Origin of the sequence: Janibacter hoylei PVAS-1, assembly GCF_000297495.1 — a bacterium.
GTDB classification, from domain to species: Bacteria; Actinomycetota; Actinomycetes; order Actinomycetales; family Dermatophilaceae; genus Janibacter; species Janibacter hoylei.
In genome coordinates, this window is record NZ_ALWX01000040.1 from 27,511 (window position 1) to 43,222 (window position 15,712).

The following is a 15,712-nucleotide window of genomic DNA, read 5'->3' on the forward strand; positions in this document are numbered from 1 at the left end:
GTCTGCCCGGTGCCCGCAGCGCGGGCACGAGTACTCATCCCAGGTCGAGCAGCGCGGTGCGCAGGGTGTCGAGCCCGACGCTGCCCACGTCGAGCGCGCGGCGGTGGAAGTCACGCAGGTCGAAGTCGGCGCCCTGGCGGCGCTCGGTCTCGGCGCGCAGCTGCAGCCACAGCCGCTCACCGATCTTGTAGCTCGGCGCCTGGCCCGGCCAGCCGAGGTAGCGGTCCAGCTCGAAGCGCAGGAAGCCCTCGTCCATGTTGGCGTGCGCGGAGAGGAAGTCCCAGGCCTTGTCGTAGGTCCAGACGCCGCCGCCGACCTCGGCCGGCGCCTCGAAACCGCAGTGCACGCCGATGTCGAGGACGACGCGGGCCGCGCGCAGCGACTGCCCGTCAAGCAGACCCATCCGGTTGCCGGGGTCGTCCATGTGCCCGAGCTCGGCCATGAGCCACTCGGCGTAGAGGGCCCACCCCTCGCCGTGACCGGAGGTCCACGAGGCCAGTCGACGCCAGCGGTTGAGCAGCTCCTTGCGGTGCACCGTCTGGCCGACCTGGAGGTGGTGGCCGGGCACACCCTCGTGGTAGACGGTCGTCAGCTCGCGCCAGGTGCCGAAGTCCGTGACCCCCTTGGGCACCGACCACCACATGCGGCCGGGGCGGGAGAAGTCGTCGCTCGGCCCCGTGTAGTAGATGCCCCCGGTCTCGGTCGGCGCGATGCGGCACTCGATGGTGCGCACCGGCTCGGGGATGTCCAGGTGCGGCGCGAGCAGGTCGATGGCCTCGTCCGCGGTGCGCTGCATCCACGCCTGCAGGGCCGCGGTGCCGTGGAGCTGGTAGCGCGGGTCGGCGTCGAGGGCGGCGACGGCCTCCTTGACGCTCGCGCCGGGGCGGACCTGCTGGGCGACATCATCCATGTGGGCGGTGATCCGGGCGAGCTCCTCCTGGCCCCAGGCGTAGGTCTCCTCGAGGTCGATGGTCGCGCCAAGGAAAGACCTCGAGTGGAGCTGGTAGGTCTCGCGACCGCAGGCGTCGGACCGGGGAGCCTTGTCGCGCAAGGGCTGCAGTCGCGTGGCGAGGTCGCGGTAAGCCTCCGCGGCGCTCCCAGCGGCGCGGCGCAGGTCGGTGGCGACGGACTCGGGCAGCGGCGCCCCGCCGTCGAGCCGAGCCCCGTCGGCGAGGCCGGCGAAGTACCCGTCGGGTGCCGTGAGGTCGGTGCACTGCTCGATGCACCGCTCGTACTGCCGAAGGGGGGGCGATGTCCCCCTTCGTCGCGGCGGCGGTGAGCGAGGCGGTCCACTGCTCGAGGGCGGCGGGCACGCGGGTGAGTCGGGTCGCGATCGTCGACCAGTCGTCGGGCGTCGCGGTCGCCATGATGTCGAAGACATCGCGGACGGCCTGCATCGGCGACGCGATGACGTTGATCTCCTGCAGGTCCAGGCCGGCGGCGTGCACCTCCTCGGCCAGTCCGAGGCGCTCGCGCATCGCCTCGAGGGTCACCCGGTCGACGTCGTCGACGGGGGCGGCCTCGTCGAGCGCGGCGAGGGTGCGCCGCCGCAGCCGTGATGCGGCGGCGAGACCGTCGGGGGAGAGGTCGTCGATCTCGCTCTCGTGGCCGGGCAGCCCGCGGTAGGTCGCGGTGAGCGGGGAGAGCTCCACCTCGGCGTCGAGGTGCGCCTCGGCGATGCGGTCGATCGTCGTCTGCGGGCGGGGCTGCTCGGTGGTCACCGAGGCGACGTTACCTCGCTGTCCGGGCGAGCGCGCTCAGACGAGGGTGCCGTCGACGAAGCACCACCGCCACGCCTCGCCGGGCTCGAGCGACCGCATGACCGGGTGACCGCTCTGCTCGAAGTGCGCGGTGGCGTGCCCGTGCGAGGAGTCGCAGCAGCCGACGTGCCCGCAGCTGAGGCAGACCCGCAGGTGCAGCCAGGTCAGACCGTCGGCGAGGCACTCCTCGCAGCCCTCGGCGTCGCGCGGCGCGATGCACTCGGGCAGACGGGCCTGGTGCTCGCACTCGCCGGTGATCCGCTCGGGCGCGCGCAGCGGAGCGTCGCGCACCGCGTCGGCCCGGTCACCGATCGACACGAGTGTCGACTCCTCGACGTCGAGCGCCGCGAGGACCTCGCCGAGGACCTCGCGGTCGACGAGGCCGGCGTCCCGGATGCGCAGCAGCTCGGTGCGCTCGGCCTCGAGCATCGGCAGCCGCAGGCGACGGTAGGCATCGCTCGGCGACTCCGCGTCGCCCCGGCCGAGCCGCTCCCAGACCCGGTTGACCCGCATCCGGGCCTGCTGCTGCAGCCGCTCGACGGCGCCGTCGTCGTGGTCGGGCAGCTCGTCGAGACGTCGCAGCCCGGCCCCGACCGCGGCCTGGATGACGGTGGCCTCCTGCAGGGCGTCCTCCCGCGGGTCGGGTCCGCGCACCCCGAGGGCACGCGAGAGCGTCGGCAGCGTCGTGCCCTGGAGCAGGAGCGTCCCGATCGTCACGACCATGGCGATGAGCACGAGCGTGGGGCGGTGCGGTGTCTCCGGCGGCAGCAGCAGTGCAGCGGCCAGCGTCACGACCCCGCGCATCCCCGCCCAGCTGACGACGACCCCTTCGCTGCGCGGGGAGAGGACCTCGCGCTCCCGCGTCGAGACGAGCGAGCGCAGGGCCCGGAAGGGGAAGACCCACAGCGGGCGCAGCACGAGCACGGTGACGAGCACCGCGAGCCCGACGAGCAGGGTCCGCCCCAGCCCGAGGTGGGACCCGCGGACGTCGTCGACGAGGCTGGCCAGCTGCAGGCCGATGACGAGGAAGACCGCGTTTTCGAGGATGAACTGGATGCTCGCCCAGTTGGACCGCTCCGACAGGCGTGACCGTGCGTCCTGCAGGACGGGGGAGCGGTGGCCGAGCAGGAGACCGGTGGTGACCACGGCGATGACGCCGGAGGAGTGCATCAGCTCGGCGGGCAGGTAGGCGACGAAGGGGGCGGCGAAGCTCACCGTCGTGTCCGCGACCGGCTCGTGGATCCGACGTCGCACGAGCGCGATGAGCTTGTAGGCGACGAAGCCGATGATCGCGCCGCCGAGCGCAGCCCGCAGGAAGTCGAGCGTCACCGACCCGACCGAGATGTCGATGACCGCGTGGCTGCCGTGGCCCGCAGCCAGACCGGCCGCGGCGAGCGCGGTGCGCAGCGAGACGAGGGCCGTGGCGTCGTTGAGCAGCGACTCGCCCTCGAGGAGGGTGACGACCCTGCGGGGGAGCCCGATGCTGCGGGCGACCGCGGTCGCGGCGACGGCGTCCGGCGGGGCGACGATCGCGCCCAGCGCGAAGGCGAGCGCGAAGTCGATCGGCAGCAGCGCGCTCGCGACGACGGCGACGCCGAGCGCCGTGAAGAGCACGAGCCCCACCGAGAGACCGGCGATGGCGACCCGCTGCGCCTTGAGGTCGATCAGCGAGGTGGAGATCGCCGTCGCGTAGAGCAGCGGCGGGAGCAGCCCGACGAGCACGACCTCCGGCGAGAGGGTGACGTCGGGGACGACGGGCACGAAGGACGCTGCCGCGCCGGCGGCGAGGAGCAGGAGCGGGGCGAGCGCGCCCAGCCTCGACGCGATGCCGTGGACGAGCAGCGAGGCGACGGCCACGGCGAGGAGGGTGAGGGCGAGGTCCACGCGGTCATTGTCGCCCCCCTTCGTCCGTCTCGGCATCCGTCGCCGGGGTGGCGGGCCGCCCGGCCGGTGCCACGATCGGTGGATGACGCGCTACCTGCACGGGCACGCCGAGTCCGTCGTCGCCGCGCACGCGGCGCGGACCGTCGAGACCTCAGCGGCCTACCTCGCCCCCCACCTGCGACCCGGCATGCGGGTGCTCGACATCGGGTGCGGTCCGGGCTCGATCACGCTCGACCTCGCGCAGCGGGTCGCCCCCGGCGAGGTCGTCGGCGTCGACGCCTCGGAGGCGGTCGTGGGGCTGGCGCGGCAGGCGGCGGTCGACGCGGGTGACGTCGGGACCCGCTTCGAGGTGGCGGACGCCATGGCGCTGCCCTTCGCTGACGACTCCTTCGACGTCGTCCACGCCCACCAGGTCCTGCAGCACGTCGGCGACCCGGTGGGCCTGCTCCGGGAGATGGCACGGGTGACCCGCCCAGGTGGCCTCGTCGCGGCGCGGGACGCGGACTACGAGGCGATGACCTGGGCGCCGGCGCACCCCGGGCTGAGCCGGTGGCTCGACCTGTACCGGGCGGCTGCGCGCGGCACGGGGACGCAGCCGGACGCCGGGCGCCACCTGCTCGGGTGGTGCCGGGCCGCGGGGCTGACGGACGTCACCGCTGGCGCCTCGGTCTGGTGCTATGCCGACGACGAGGCCCGTCGGTGGTGGGGCGGGCAGTGGCAGCGGCGGGCTCGCGAGTCGCGCTTCCACGACGAGGTGCTCGGGCAGGGCCTCGGAGGCGAGACGGACGTCGACGAGGTCGTCGAGGGGTGGCGGGCGTGGACCGACGCGCCCGACGGGTGGTTCGTCGTGGTGCACGGCGAGGTCCTCGCCCGCATTTGATAGGACTGCGGGCATGACGATCACCGCAGCCGCAGACGGATCCGCACTCGGCAACCCGGGGCCCGCCGGCTGGGGCTGGTACATCGACGAGGAGCGCTGGGCCCGCGGCGGGTGGCTGCACGGGACCAACAACATGGGCGAGCTGACCGCCGTGCTCGACCTGCTCCAGCAGACCGCGCACCTCGACGACGACCTGCACGTCATCTGCGACAGCAAGTACGTCATCAACTCGATCACCGCGTGGATGCCGGGGTGGAAGGCCAAGGGCTGGCGCAAGAAGGACGGCAAGCCGGTCCTCAACGTCGAGATCATGCAGGCCCTGGACGCGGCGATGCAGGGGCGCCGGGTGACCTTCGAGTGGGTCAAGGGGCACGCGGGTCACGAGCTCAACGAGCACGCCGACCGGCTGGCCACCAGCGCCGCCGTGGCCTGGTCGAAGGGCGCCGCCCCCGACCCCGGCCCCGGCATCCCCGGCGCGGGGTCGGGTCGTGCGACGCAGGATGCGTCGGCCGGGCCCGCCAGCGCCCCCGCCGAGACGGAGCACGAGCCGCTGTCGCTCTTCTGAACGTGTGCTCGCTCAGCGGGCGGGGAGGTAGAAGGGCGCGTCACGGCGCTGCAGTCGTGCGGCCACCGAGTGCTGCGAGTTGGCCTTGACGGTCGACAGGCGCGCGGTGACGAGCGACCCGTCGGCTGAGATCTCCTCGATGACGAGGTCCTCGGCGACGGTAGGAGCGTCGAAGACCTCGCGCAGGGGCTCGACCGCGGCCGACGCGGCGTCGTCGTCGGCGAAGTGGTAGCTGACGACGACGCGCGGCTCGCCGTCCTGCGCACCCCAGCCGACGCCCACCCCGTCGAAGGGGTGGTCGGCGAGGGGTTCGGCCTCGGAGCCCTGGAGGCCCGCTGACCTGAAGTCGCCCGCCTCGAGGCGGGCCGAGACGACGTCCTCCTCGTCGAGGGCGGTCGCGATGGGGCCGAGGGCGGGGTGGTCGGCCATCGACGAGTCCGGGCCCTCGCGCCAGCTCTGCACGGTCTCGGTGCTCGGGGAGATGGCGAGATTGCCGTCCTCGACCGACGTCCGCATCGGCCAGCCCACGGGGCTGACCGGTGTCACCTTCTCCAGGTCCTGCTTCCGGTCGGGACCCTCGCCGATGGTCCGCACGCCGGGCTCCACCTCGGGCAGGTCCGCGAGGGTGTCGTCGTCGAAGGCCCCGGTCAGGACGGTGACGTCGTGCGGAGCGCGGACCTCGACGTAGGAGTCGACGTCGAGGGTCGTCCACCCGGCGAGCTCCTCGAACTCCGTGTGCTTGCTGCCCAGCGAATTCCGGCCGACCTGGGGCGGTGCGGCGTGGACCGTGCCGTAGTCCCGGTCGTCACCCGTCCCGGAGAACGGCCGTCCGTCAAGGCTGGCCTCCCACACGAAGATGGCCTTGGGGTTGAACGTGGCGGGTCGGTCGACGCCGTTGATCTCGGTCGCCCGGACGAGGTCTGCGGTGGCCACCGAGATGTCGTCCCCGGTGACGAGCGGCACCTCGGCCAGGGCGCCGGTCACCGAGTAGTCGTCACCGCTGGTGAGTCCGTCACTCCCGCTGCCGGGCAGCAAGCTGCACGCGCTCAGCGCCAGCGTCCAGGGCCGCCAGCCCCGGCCATCGTCGTCGTCCTCATCGTCCGTCCCCCTGCCGGTCGTCCTGTCGGTGGGGCCACAGTACGAGGATCTGTCCCCGCAGTGGGCCGAAGTAGGGTCAGCCCCGCCCGGCCGTCGCGGCGAGCTCGGCGGCGCGGTGCTCGGCGAGCGCGCCGGAGTCGAGGGCGGCCCGCGCGGCGTCGGGGTCCCCGAGGAAGGCGCGCAGCAGGGTCGGCACGTCGAGACCCGAGCCCGACGGTGTCACGGTGATGGAGTCGCCCGGCCGGATCTGGCCGGGCTGGTTGACCTGGAGGTAGACCCCGCTGCGCCCGTGCGCGGCGAACCGCTTGACCCAGCCGCGCTCGCCCAGGCGCTCGGCGAAGGTCGCGCACGGCACCCGGGGTCCGCGCACCTCGAGCACGGCGGTCCCGACGTGCCAGACGTCGCCGACCTCGCTCGCGTCGACGTCGAGCCCGGTCGTCGTGAGGTTTTCCCCGAACATGCCGTCGGGCAGCTCTCGGCCCAGGGTCGTGGCCCAGGCGTCGAGCTCCTCGCGGGCGAAGGCGTAGACCGCCTGGTCGCTCCCGCCGTGGTGCCGCCCGTCCCCGATGTGGTCGCCGGTGACCCCGGAGACGCCGGCGCCGTCCTCGACGCGCTTCGGCCCGGGGTCGGCGACGCTGATGACGTCGACGGGGCCCTTGGCGATACCGGTGGGCCTCCCCCTCGGCACTCGCTGCAGCACGGGGCGGCCGATGTTGACACTCAGGACGCGGGGCTCACGCACCCGCTGAGCCTACGTCGCCCCCTTCGCTCCGCCCGCGCGGGTTGGAATACACCCCGCGTGTCCGAACACGCGGGGTGTATTCCAACCGCTGGAGGGCTGTAGGTCAGCGGGGGAGGCCGGAGGCGGCCCACCCGCCGAGGGAGGGGTGCACCGGGCGCCGGACGAGGCGCTCGGGGGAGGACCAGCGCGAAGGGGGACCCGCCGGGGCTTCCTCCTCGCCGCCGCCGAGCCCGGAGAGGATCGCGACGAGGGCCGCGACCTGCTCGGGGGAGGCGTCGCCGAGGACCTCGATGCGCGGGCCGGCGGGCACCACGGCCTCGGGCGCCGCGGTCTCGGGCTGAGCCTGCGAAGCCATCACAGCGGAATGTTCCCGTGCTTCTTCGGCGGCAGGCTCTCGCGCTTGGTGCGCAGGGCCCGCAGCGCCTTCGAGACGTTCATCCGCGTGTTGCTCGGCGTGATGACCGTGTCGATGTAGCCGCGCTCGGCCGCGACGTACGGGTTGGCCAGGGCGTCCTCGTAGGCGGTGATGAACTCCTGGCGCGCCGCCTCGAGGTCGCGACCCTCCGCCTCGGCCGCGGCGAGCTGCTTGCGGTAGAGGATGTTGACCGCGCCCTGGGCGCCCATGACCGCGATCTGGGCGGTCGGCCACGCGAGGTTGATGTCGGCGCCCAGGTGCTTGGACCCCATGACGTCGTACGCGCCGCCGTAGGCCTTGCGGGTGATGACGGTGACGAGCGGGACCGTCGCCTCGGCGTAGGCGTAGATGAGCTTGGCGCCGCGGCGGATGATGCCGTTCCACTCCTGGTCTGTGCCGGGCAGGAAGCCCGGGACGTCGACGAGCGTGAGGACCGGGACGTTGAAGGCGTCGCAGGTGCGGACGAAGCGTGCCGCCTTCTCCGAGGCGTCGATGTCGAGCGTCCCGGCGAACTGCATCGGGTTGTTGGCGACGACGCCGATCGACTGGCCCTCGACGCGGGCGAAGCCGCAGATGATGTTGGGCGCGAAGAGCGGGTGCACCTCGAGGAACTCGCCGTCGTCGACGATGGTCTCGATGACCTGCTTCATGTCGTACGGCATGTTGGCCGAGTCGGGGATGATCGTGTCGAGCACCTTGTCGGTGTCGTTGACCGTCAGGTCGAGCTCGCCGCCGAAGACCGGCGCCGTCTCGAGGTTGTTGCTCGGCAGGTAGGACAGGAGCGCCTTGACGTAGTCGATGGCGTCCTCCTCGTCGGTGCCCATGTAGTGCGCGACACCGGACTTGGTGTTGTGCGAGCGGGCACCACCGAGGTCCTCGAACTCCACGTCCTCACCGGTGACCGTCTTGATGACGTCGGGACCGGTGATGAACATGTGCGAGGTCTGGTCGACCATGACGGTGAAGTCGGTGACGGCGGGGGAGTAGACGGCACCGCCGGCGCAGGGGCCCATGATCAGGGAGATCTGCGGGATGACACCCGAGGCGTGCACGTTGCGCTTGAAGATCTCGCCGTAGAGCCCCAGGGAGACGACGCCCTCCTGGATGCGCGCGCCACCGGAGTCGTTGAGCCCGATGACCGGGCAGCCGATTTTCATGGCGAAGTCCATGACCTTGGTGATCTTCTCGCCGAAGACCTCGCCGAGTGACCCGCCGAAGACGGTGAAGTCCTGGGCGAAGACGGCCACCTGCCGGCCGTCGACCGTGCCGTACCCGGTGACGACGCCGTCGCCGTAGGGCCGGTTGGCCTCCTGGCCGAAGGCGGTCGACCGGTGCCGGGCGTACTTGTCCATCTCGACGAAGCTGTCCTCGTCGAGGAGGAGGGCGATGCGCTCGCGGGCGGTCTTCTTGCCGCGCGCGTGCTGCTTCTCGATGGCCCGGTCGGATCCGGCATTCGCGACCTCGGCCACCCGACGCTTCAGGTCGGCGAGCTTGCCGGCCGTGGTGTGGATGTCGATGCCGTCGGGGACGTCGGTGCCACCGATCGCCTGAGCGTCAGTGGTCTCGGTGCTCTGGGACATGCTGCGCAGCCTAGCCTTGCTGGCATGCTGCCCCCGATCGACGTCCAACGACTGGCCACGGCGTTACCGACATCACAGGGCTGGGGCGAGGTGCACCACCTGTCGGTCGTCGGGTCGACCAATGTCGAGGCCGCCGAGCGGGCGCTCGTGTGGTCGCCGGTCGTCGCCGAGCTGCAGACCGCCGGGCGCGGTCGCCTCGGCCGGGAGTGGCACGAGGTCCCGAGCGCCGGGCTGGCCATGTCGGTGCTCGTGCCGCTCACCCCTTCGCCGGGCTGGCTGCCCCTCGTCGCCGGCCTCGCGGTCCGCTCCGCGCTGGCGGAGGTGGGCGTCGCCGCCCGCCTCAAGTGGCCCAACGACGTCCTCGTCCCGGGTGACGACGACCGCAAGGTCTGCGGGATCCTCTGCCAGCTCCAGCCGTCGGGCACCGGGGTGGTCGTCGGCATCGGGATCAACGTCCACCACGAGCGGGCCGACCTGCCGGTCGGCACGGCCACCTCCCTTCGTCTCGTCGGCGCCGACGTCGACCGGACCGACCTGGCCGCCTCCGTGCTCGGCCACCTCCGCCGGCTCCACGGTGAGCTGTCCGACGACGCGGGGGCGAAGGGGGTCCGCCGCGCCTATCGCGAGGCCTGCGTGACTCTCGGTCTCGAGGTCGACCTGCACCGTCCGGACGGGACCCTCGAGCGGGTGACGGCGACGGGTGTCGACGACGACGGGCGACTCGTCGTCGACGGGCCTGCGGGCTCGGCTACCGTGGCCGCAGGTGACGTGCAGCACGTCCGTGCTGCTGGCGTCCCGCCGACCTGACCCCCTTGCCGCCCCGGAGGTGCCGTTGCCGTACGACGCCGCACACGGGCGACCCTCCGAGCCGGTGGGGCAGCCCTCCGACGAGGTGGGCCTCGAGGCCTTCGAGCGGGCGCTGCTCGGCCGTCCTGCGTCGATGGGCCGTCGCGAGGTCTCCCGCGGGGCCGGTGTGTCCATCCGCTCGGCCCGCAAGTTCTGGCACGCCATGGGCTTCCCCGTCGTCCAGGAGGGCGACGCGATGTTCACCGAGGCCGACCTCGCGGCCCTGAGCCGCGTGGCCCAGATGGTGCGGGACGACATCGCCCCCGAGGACTTCGCCCTGTCGATGACCCGGGCGATCGCGCGCACGATGGACCGACTCGCCGCGTGGCAGCTGCAGCTGGTCAACGAGGAGATCGCCCGGCAGCGGCAGGACGACCCGCAGTCCGAGGCCGTGCCCGAGGGCGACCCGGAGGCCGCTGCGGCCTGGATGACCTCGCTCGTCGACGAGCTCGAGCCCCTCGTCCTCTACGTGTGGCGTCGGCAGCTGACCGCCTCGATCCAGCGTTCGCTCACCGTCGAGGACGACAGCACGCGCGCCTCGATCATCGGCTTCGCCGACCTCGTCAACTTCACGTCGGTCGTGCGGCGCCTCACCGAGAGCGACCTGGCGCGCATGGTGCAGCGCTTCGAGGACCTGTGCACCGACGTCGTGACGGCCCACGGCGGTCGGGTCGTCAAGACGGTGGGCGACGAGGTGCTCTTCCAGACCTTCGACGTCGCCCCGGCCGCGGCCATCGCGCTCGACCTCGTCGAGGCGATGAGCGAGGACGACCTGCTGCCCTCCGCCCGCGTGGGCATGGCCCACGGGCCGGTCGTTCGCCGACTGGGCGATGTCTTCGGCACGACGGTCAACCGGGCGAGCCGGCTGACGGCGGTGGCGCCACCCGGCGGGGTCTTCGTCGACGACGCGCTCGCGCGGCTGCTCGAGCCGCTCAGCGGATTTTCGACGCTCCCGACGCGGCGCCGCTCCCTGCGGGGTATCGGTGAGGTCGTCCCGAGCCGCCTCGTGCGAGTCACCGGTGTGCGTCGCTCGAGCGACGTCACCGCGCACGTCTGACGATCTCTTCCTATGATCCGACCATGACGCGAGTGCTGCTGGCCGAGGACGATGCTGCGATCTCCGACCCGTTGGCCCGGGCCCTCGTCCGTGAGGGATACGAGGTCACGGTCCACGAGGACGGGCGCGAAGCCCTCGACTCCGCGCTCGGTACGCCGCCTGACCTGCTGGTCCTCGACCTCGGCCTGCCCACCCTCGACGGTCTCGAGGTCTGCCGCCGGCTGCGGGCCACGGGGTCGGACGTGCCGGTGCTCGTCCTGACGGCTCGCGCTGACGAGGTCGACACGGTCGTCGGGCTCGACGCCGGCGCCGACGACTACGTCACCAAGCCCTTCCGCCTCGCCGAGCTCATGGCGCGCGTGCGCGCGCTGCTGCGTCGGCGCAGCGACGACGGCGCGGAGCCGGGCGGACCCGTCCGGATCGACCTCGACAGCCGTCGGGTGTGGTTCCACGGGGACGAGCTGTCGCTCACCGCCAAGGAGTTCGCCGTGCTCAGCGTCCTCGTCCGCGAGAGCGGCCGGGTCGTCACCCGTGAGCAGCTCATGGGCGAGGTCTGGGAGACCGAGTGGTACGGCTCGACCAAGGCCCTCGACATGCACATCTCCGTCTTGCGTCGCAAGCTCGGTGACGACGTCGCCGACCCCCGGCACATCGCCACGGTGCGTGGTGTCGGGTTCCGCTTCGACTCGTGACCTACTCGGCGCAGGTCCGTCGACTGCTGACGATCGCGACGCTCGGCGCCGCCATCGTCACGGCCCTCGTGCTCGGGACCGTCGCGATCGCCGCGACCGGCTCGCAGGGGGTGCGCGTCCTCGGCCTCGACCTCCTCGCCTGGATCATCATCGCCCCGGCCGTCGGCGTGGGCCTCGCTGGCGGGGCGACGCTCGCGGTGCTGCGGGTGGTCGACCGTCGCCGGGAGCAGGGCATGGCCTTCATCGGGGACCAGATCGCCGCCATCCGCGAAGGGGGCGGCGCGCTCCCTCGATCGGTCGTCGACCTCAGCGACGTCGACGCCGCGACGGGCGACCTGGCCCGCCTCGCCGGTGAGCTGGCCCAGCAGCGCGCGATGGACCGTGACTTCGCGGCCGACGCGTCGCACCAGCTGCGCACACCGCTCACGGCGCTGCTCATGCGTCTGGAGGAGATCGGCCAGACCGACGACCTCGACGTCGTCCGCGACGAGGCGGCCGTGGCGGTCACCCAGGTCGAGCGCCTCACCGGGGTCGTCGACACGATGCGCCACCGCTCGAAGGGGGAAAAGACCCAGCTGCCCGAGATCTCCCTCGACTCCGTGCTCGCCGGGCTCCAGCGCGAGTACCAGCCGGCCTTCACCGCCGCCCGCCGGAGCATGCGCGTCGTCGGGCCGCCCGGGCTGGCGGTGCGCGCCGCCCCCGTCGACCTGGCGCAGATCCTGCAGATCCTCATCGAAAACTCCCTGGACCACGGAGCCGGTCGGGTCGAGATCGAAACCCGTAGCTCGGGCAGCTCGGTCGTCGTCGAGGTGCGCGACGAGGGCGAGGGCGTGCCGTCGGCCATCGCCCCGCACATCTTCGAGCGCTCGGTCACGTCGCACGGCTCGGGGCTCGGCCTGGGGCTGGCCCGTCAGCTCGCGGAGCGCAATGGTGGGCGGCTCGAGCTCGTGCAGGCGCAGCCGGCCGTCTTCGCCGTCTTCCTCTCGGGGCCCGGCAGCCGCTGAGCCGGGGGAGCGGCCCGTCGGTCAGGCGGTGGGCGCGGGCCCGTCCTCGTGGTGCAGGGGAGAGGTGTCCTCGTCCATCGGCTCGTTGGCGAAGACGAAGCGGCGGTAGGTCCAGAAGCGGAAGAGCGTGCCCAGCCCGATGCCGATGACCGTGGCGATGTTGTCCGCGAGCCGCGACTCGAAGCCCAGCACGTAGTGCGACAGCACGAGGCACAGGGTCGAGATGAGCAGCGCGAGCCCGTTGACGACGAAAAACAGGGTGACCTCGTGGTGCACGGGTCGCGAGCGGCGGTGGGCGAAGGTCCAGCTGCGGTTGCCGAACCACGCGAAGAGGGTCGCGGCGACACCGCTCAGGATGCGCGCCGTCGTGACCTTGCCCTCGAGGACCGTGTGGGTCAGCAGGTTCATCCCGCCGAGGTCGATGACGAAGGAGATGGCGCCGATGAGCCCGAACTTCGCGATCTCGTGCCAGATGGTGTCGACGAAGCGCGTCACGCCACCCCAACGGGTCGTCGACGCGCCGCGGGCAGGCGCGTCCTGGGTGGTGTCGGCAGAGTCGGGCATCCCGAGCAGCGTAATCGTGGCGGCCGCCAATTCGCGCAACGTATCCTTCGGCACGTGTCGACTCCCCTTCGTTCCCCCGGCGGCTTCCCGGTCGTCGGCATCATCGGTGGCGGCCAGCTGGCCCGCATGTGCGCCGGTCCCGCAGCCGAGCTCGGCGTCACGCTCGCCGTCCTCGCCGAGGCGCCCGACGCGTCGGCGGCGCTCGTCACCCCCTTCGCCCCGGTCGGCGACCACACCGACGTCGAGACGGTCCGGGACTTCGCCCGCCACTGCGACGTCATCACCTTCGACCACGAGCACGTGCCGGCGCCGGTCATCGAGGCGCTCGTCGCCGACGGTGTCGCCGTCCACCCCACCCCTGAGGCGCTGCTGCACGCGCAGGACAAGCTCGTCATGCGGCGGGCGCTCACCGAGGCCGGGGTGCCCTGCCCTCGCTGGACGCAGGCCGCCACCGAGGAGGAGGTCACCACCTTCGCCGAGGCCGTCGGCTGGCCCGTCGTCGTCAAGACCCCCCGGGGTGGGTACGACGGGAAGGGGGTCATGCTCGCCGACACCGTCGACGACGTCCGCGACTGGCTGTCCGCCGCTGCCGAGCGGGGCGAGACCCTCCTGCTGGAGGAGCGGGTCCCCTTCGTCCGCGAGCTGTCGGTGCTGCTCGCCCGCAGCCCCTCCGGGCAGGCCGCCGCCTGGCCCGTCGTCGAGACGGTCCAGACCGACGGCATCTGCACCGAGGTCATCGCCCCGGCACCCGACCTCGAACCGGAGGCGGCGCGCGCCGCGACCCTCGTCGGTCTCGACATCGCCGCGGCGCTCGAGGTCACCGGGGTCATGGCCGTCGAGCTCTTCGAGCTGGCCGACGGCTCCGTCGTCGTCAACGAGCTGGCGATGCGTCCGCACAACTCCGGCCACTGGAGCATGGACGGTGCCGTGACCGGGCAGTTCGAGCAGCACCTGCGGGCCGTGCTCGACCTGCCGCTCGGCTCACCGCGGGCCCGTGAGCCGTGGACCGTCATGGGCAACGTCCTCGGGGGCGAGCCGACCGACCTCTACCCGACCTACCGGCACCTCATGGCCCGCGACCCCGAGCTCAAGGTGCACCTGTACGGCAAGGGCGTGCGGCCGGGTCGCAAGATCGGCCACGTCAACGTCAGCGGCAGCGACCTGGCCGACCTGCGCGAGCGGGCCCGGCACGCGGCCGACTACATCCAGGGAGTGATCGACGAATGAGCAACACCGACACCGGCCCCCCGCGTCGGGCTCGTCATGGGCAGCGACAGCGACTGGCCGACGATGGAGGCGGCCGCGGCCGTGCTGCAGGACTTCGACATCCCCTTCGAGGCCGACGTGGTCTCGGCCCACCGGATGCCCACCGAGATGATCGAGTACGGCCGCGGCGCGGCCGACCGCGGCCTGCAGGTCATCATCGCCGGCGCCGGGGGAGCGGCCCACCTGCCCGGGATGCTCGCCTCCGTGACGACGCTGCCGGTCGTCGGGGTGCCCGTTCCCCTGAAGCACCTCGACGGCATGGACTCGCTGCTGTCGATCGTGCAGATGCCGGCCGGCATCCCGGTCGCGACCATGGCCGTCGGCGGCGCCCGCAATGCCGGCCTCATGGCCGCGCGGATCCTCGCGGCGGGCGAAGGGGAGGAAGCCGCCCGCCTGCGGGAGGCGCTCGGCCGCTTCGCGGCCGACCTCGGTGCCCAGGCGCACGCGAAGGGGGAGCGCCTGCGCCAGCAGGTGGCCGGCGCCTGACGCTCCCCCTCCGGGTGGCTCAGCGGAGATGGGTCAGCGCGAGGCGCCCTCGTTGCGCAGCTGGCGCCACTCGATCTTGGGGCAGGTGTCCATGACGACGAGCAGGCCTGCCTCGCGCGCCCGGTCGGCGGCCGCAGGGTCTTCGACCCCGAGCTGCATCCACACGGCGTCGATCTGCAGCCGGTCCTTGTTGGCGATGACCTCGTCGACGAGCGCGCCGACCTCGCTGGAGTTGACGAAGAGGTCGACGACCTTGACGTCGCCGTCGGGGATGTCGGAGATCGTCGCGTAGCCCTGGTCGCCGTCGACGACCTCGGCCTCGTGGTGCACCGGGATGATCGCCTTGTGCATCTCGTTCTTGAGCCACCGCGCGACCCGGTGGGCATCGCGGTCGGTGTTGTTGCTCAGGCCGACGACGACCCAGGTGCCAGGGTCGGCGATCAGGCGCCGCATCGTCTCCGTGTCGTTCTTGTGCGTGAGGCTCATGTGACCCATCCAACGCCCCCTGTCGTCGGGAATCAACGGTCCACGCCCACCTGTTCAACGGATGTCTGCTTGGCTTGGTCATAATGCGCCGAAGCCAGCCCGCCCCCGATCACTCGAGGACCACGTGACCAGCAAGATCACCGTCGTCGGCACGGGCTATGTCGGCCTGTCCATGGCCGTCCTGCTCGCGCAGCACCACCAGGTCGTCAGCTTCGACATCGACGCAGACCGCGTCGCGATGCTGCAGCAGGGTCGCAGCCCGATCCACGACGAGGAGATCATCGACTTCCTGGCCCACCGGGAGCTCGACCTGACCTTCACCCTCGACAAGGACCGGGCCTACGCCGACGCCGAGTTCGTCGTCATCGCCACGCCCACCGACTACGA

15 protein-coding genes and 3 pseudogenes are annotated in these 15,712 nt (G+C 72.3%); 9 read left to right on the plus strand and 9 right to left on the minus strand.

Annotated elements, in window-relative coordinates:
• Nucleotides 1-34: 34 nt before the first annotated feature.
• From B277_RS08830 to B277_RS08835, 3 genes and pseudogenes are all read right to left on the minus strand, one after another.
• A complete protein-coding gene (locus tag B277_RS08830; protein WP_338009751.1) occupies nt 35-1,381 on the minus strand; it encodes a DUF885 domain-containing protein in 1,347 nt (448 codons plus the stop codon).
• Nucleotides 1,272-1,721: pseudogene (locus tag B277_RS19905) on the minus strand (DUF885 family protein); the annotation flags it as partial. The gene B277_RS08830 and the pseudogene B277_RS19905, both read right to left, overlap by 110 nt.
• Before the next feature lie 36 nt (nt 1,722-1,757).
• Nucleotides 1,758-3,644 carry a Na+/H+ antiporter gene (locus B277_RS08835; RefSeq protein WP_007927383.1) on the minus strand — a complete coding sequence of 629 codons (1,887 nt, stop codon included), beginning with the start codon at nt 3,642-3,644 and terminating at the stop codon, nt 1,758-1,760.
• Between the two features lie 82 nt (nt 3,645-3,726).
• Here B277_RS08835 and B277_RS08840 point away from each other — a divergent pair, with 82 nt between their 5' ends.
• Nucleotides 3,727-4,524, plus strand: a complete 798-nt coding sequence (locus B277_RS08840; protein ID WP_007927384.1) for a methyltransferase domain-containing protein — start codon at nt 3,727-3,729, stop codon at nt 4,522-4,524.
• 13 nt (nt 4,525-4,537) lie between these two features.
• On the plus strand, nt 4,538-5,089 hold the full coding sequence (locus tag B277_RS08845; RefSeq protein WP_007927385.1) for a ribonuclease H family protein: 552 nt from the start codon (nt 4,538-4,540) through the stop codon (nt 5,087-5,089).
• A 12-nt stretch (nt 5,090-5,101) separates the two neighbouring features.
• Here the strand turns inward: B277_RS08845 and B277_RS08850 are convergent, their stop codons facing one another.
• The 4 genes from B277_RS08850 to B277_RS08865 all read right to left on the minus strand — a co-directional run bounded on the left by B277_RS08850 (nt 5,102) and on the right by B277_RS08865 (nt 8,924).
• Nucleotides 5,102-6,124 (minus strand): hypothetical protein, encoded by a 1,023-nt coding sequence (locus B277_RS08850; protein WP_156811766.1) that lies wholly within the window; start codon nt 6,122-6,124, stop codon nt 5,102-5,104.
• Between the two features lie 139 nt (nt 6,125-6,263).
• The gene (locus tag B277_RS08855) at nt 6,264-6,929 is read right to left on the minus strand and encodes an MOSC domain-containing protein (protein WP_007927387.1); all 666 of its coding nucleotides are present in this window, start codon (nt 6,927-6,929) and stop codon (nt 6,264-6,266) included.
• Between the two features lie 103 nt (nt 6,930-7,032).
• The gene (locus tag B277_RS08860; protein ID WP_007927388.1) at nt 7,033-7,284 is read right to left on the minus strand and encodes an acyl-CoA carboxylase subunit epsilon; all 252 of its coding nucleotides are present in this window, start codon (nt 7,282-7,284) and stop codon (nt 7,033-7,035) included.
• The gene (locus tag B277_RS08865; protein WP_007927389.1) at nt 7,284-8,924 is read right to left on the minus strand and encodes an acyl-CoA carboxylase subunit beta; all 1,641 of its coding nucleotides are present in this window, start codon (nt 8,922-8,924) and stop codon (nt 7,284-7,286) included. The genes B277_RS08860 and B277_RS08865 overlap by 1 nt, the downstream gene beginning before the upstream one ends.
• Nucleotides 8,925-8,948: 24 nt before the next feature.
• Here B277_RS08865 and B277_RS08870 point away from each other — a divergent pair, with 24 nt between their 5' ends.
• From B277_RS08870 to B277_RS08885, 4 genes are all read left to right on the plus strand, one after another.
• Nucleotides 8,949-9,731: a biotin--[acetyl-CoA-carboxylase] ligase gene (locus B277_RS08870; protein WP_040881235.1), complete on the plus strand. Its 783-nt coding sequence runs from the start codon at nt 8,949-8,951 to the stop codon at nt 9,729-9,731.
• A gap of 64 nt (nt 9,732-9,795) precedes the next feature.
• Nucleotides 9,796-10,827 (plus strand): adenylate/guanylate cyclase domain-containing protein, encoded by a 1,032-nt coding sequence (locus tag B277_RS08875; RefSeq protein WP_238148053.1) that lies wholly within the window; start codon nt 9,796-9,798, stop codon nt 10,825-10,827.
• Between the two features lie 23 nt (nt 10,828-10,850).
• On the plus strand, nt 10,851-11,519 hold the full coding sequence (locus tag B277_RS08880) for a response regulator transcription factor (protein WP_007927394.1): 669 nt from the start codon (nt 10,851-10,853) through the stop codon (nt 11,517-11,519).
• Nucleotides 11,516-12,523: a sensor histidine kinase gene (locus B277_RS08885; RefSeq protein WP_007927396.1), complete on the plus strand. Its 1,008-nt coding sequence runs from the start codon at nt 11,516-11,518 to the stop codon at nt 12,521-12,523. The genes B277_RS08880 and B277_RS08885 overlap by 4 nt, the downstream gene beginning before the upstream one ends.
• Nucleotides 12,524-12,544: 21 nt before the next feature.
• Here the strand turns inward: B277_RS08885 and B277_RS08890 are convergent, their stop codons facing one another.
• Nucleotides 12,545-13,087, minus strand: a complete 543-nt coding sequence (locus B277_RS08890; protein ID WP_007927398.1) for a GtrA family protein — start codon at nt 13,085-13,087, stop codon at nt 12,545-12,547.
• 54 nt (nt 13,088-13,141) lie between these two features.
• On the opposite strand from B277_RS08890, the gene B277_RS08895 reads away from it, so the two are divergent.
• On the plus strand, nt 13,142-14,314 hold the full coding sequence (locus B277_RS08895) for a 5-(carboxyamino)imidazole ribonucleotide synthase (protein WP_007927399.1): 1,173 nt from the start codon (nt 13,142-13,144) through the stop codon (nt 14,312-14,314).
• 12 nt (nt 14,315-14,326) lie between these two features.
• A pseudogene (purE, locus tag B277_RS08900) lies at nt 14,327-14,839 on the plus strand (5-(carboxyamino)imidazole ribonucleotide mutase); the annotation flags it as partial.
• A gap of 33 nt (nt 14,840-14,872) precedes the next feature.
• Here purE and B277_RS08905 read toward each other — a convergent pair.
• Nucleotides 14,873-15,325 carry a CoA-binding protein gene (locus B277_RS08905; RefSeq protein WP_051987972.1) on the minus strand — a complete coding sequence of 151 codons (453 nt, stop codon included), beginning with the start codon at nt 15,323-15,325 and terminating at the stop codon, nt 14,873-14,875.
• A 124-nt stretch (nt 15,326-15,449) separates the two neighbouring features.
• On the opposite strand from B277_RS08905, the pseudogene B277_RS08910 reads away from it, so the two are divergent.
• A pseudogene (locus B277_RS08910) lies at nt 15,450-15,712 on the plus strand (UDP-glucose 6-dehydrogenase); the annotation flags it as partial.

Bases quoted from the DNA above. Each gene is read 5' to 3' on its own strand.
- B277_RS08830 (WP_338009751.1), bottom strand. From the start codon at position 1,381: ATGTCTTCGACATCATGGCGACCGCGACGCCCGACGACTGGTCGACGA.
- B277_RS08840 (WP_007927384.1), top strand. From the start codon at position 3,727: ATGACGCGCTACCTGCACGGGCACGCCGAGTCCGTCGTCGCCGCGCAC.
- B277_RS08845 (WP_007927385.1), top strand. From the start codon at position 4,538: ATGACGATCACCGCAGCCGCAGACGGATCCGCACTCGGCAACCCGGGG.
- B277_RS08860 (WP_007927388.1), bottom strand. From the start codon at position 7,284: ATGGCTTCGCAGGCTCAGCCCGAGACCGCGGCGCCCGAGGCCGTGGTG.
- B277_RS08865 (WP_007927389.1), bottom strand. From the start codon at position 8,924: ATGTCCCAGAGCACCGAGACCACTGACGCTCAGGCGATCGGTGGCACC.
- B277_RS08870 (WP_040881235.1), top strand. From the start codon at position 8,949: ATGCTGCCCCCGATCGACGTCCAACGACTGGCCACGGCGTTACCGACA.
- B277_RS08880 (WP_007927394.1), top strand. From the start codon at position 10,851: ATGACGCGAGTGCTGCTGGCCGAGGACGATGCTGCGATCTCCGACCCG.
- B277_RS08890 (WP_007927398.1), bottom strand. From the start codon at position 13,087: ATGCCCGACTCTGCCGACACCACCCAGGACGCGCCTGCCCGCGGCGCG.
- B277_RS08905 (WP_051987972.1), bottom strand. From the start codon at position 15,325: ATGAGCCTCACGCACAAGAACGACACGGAGACGATGCGGCGCCTGATC.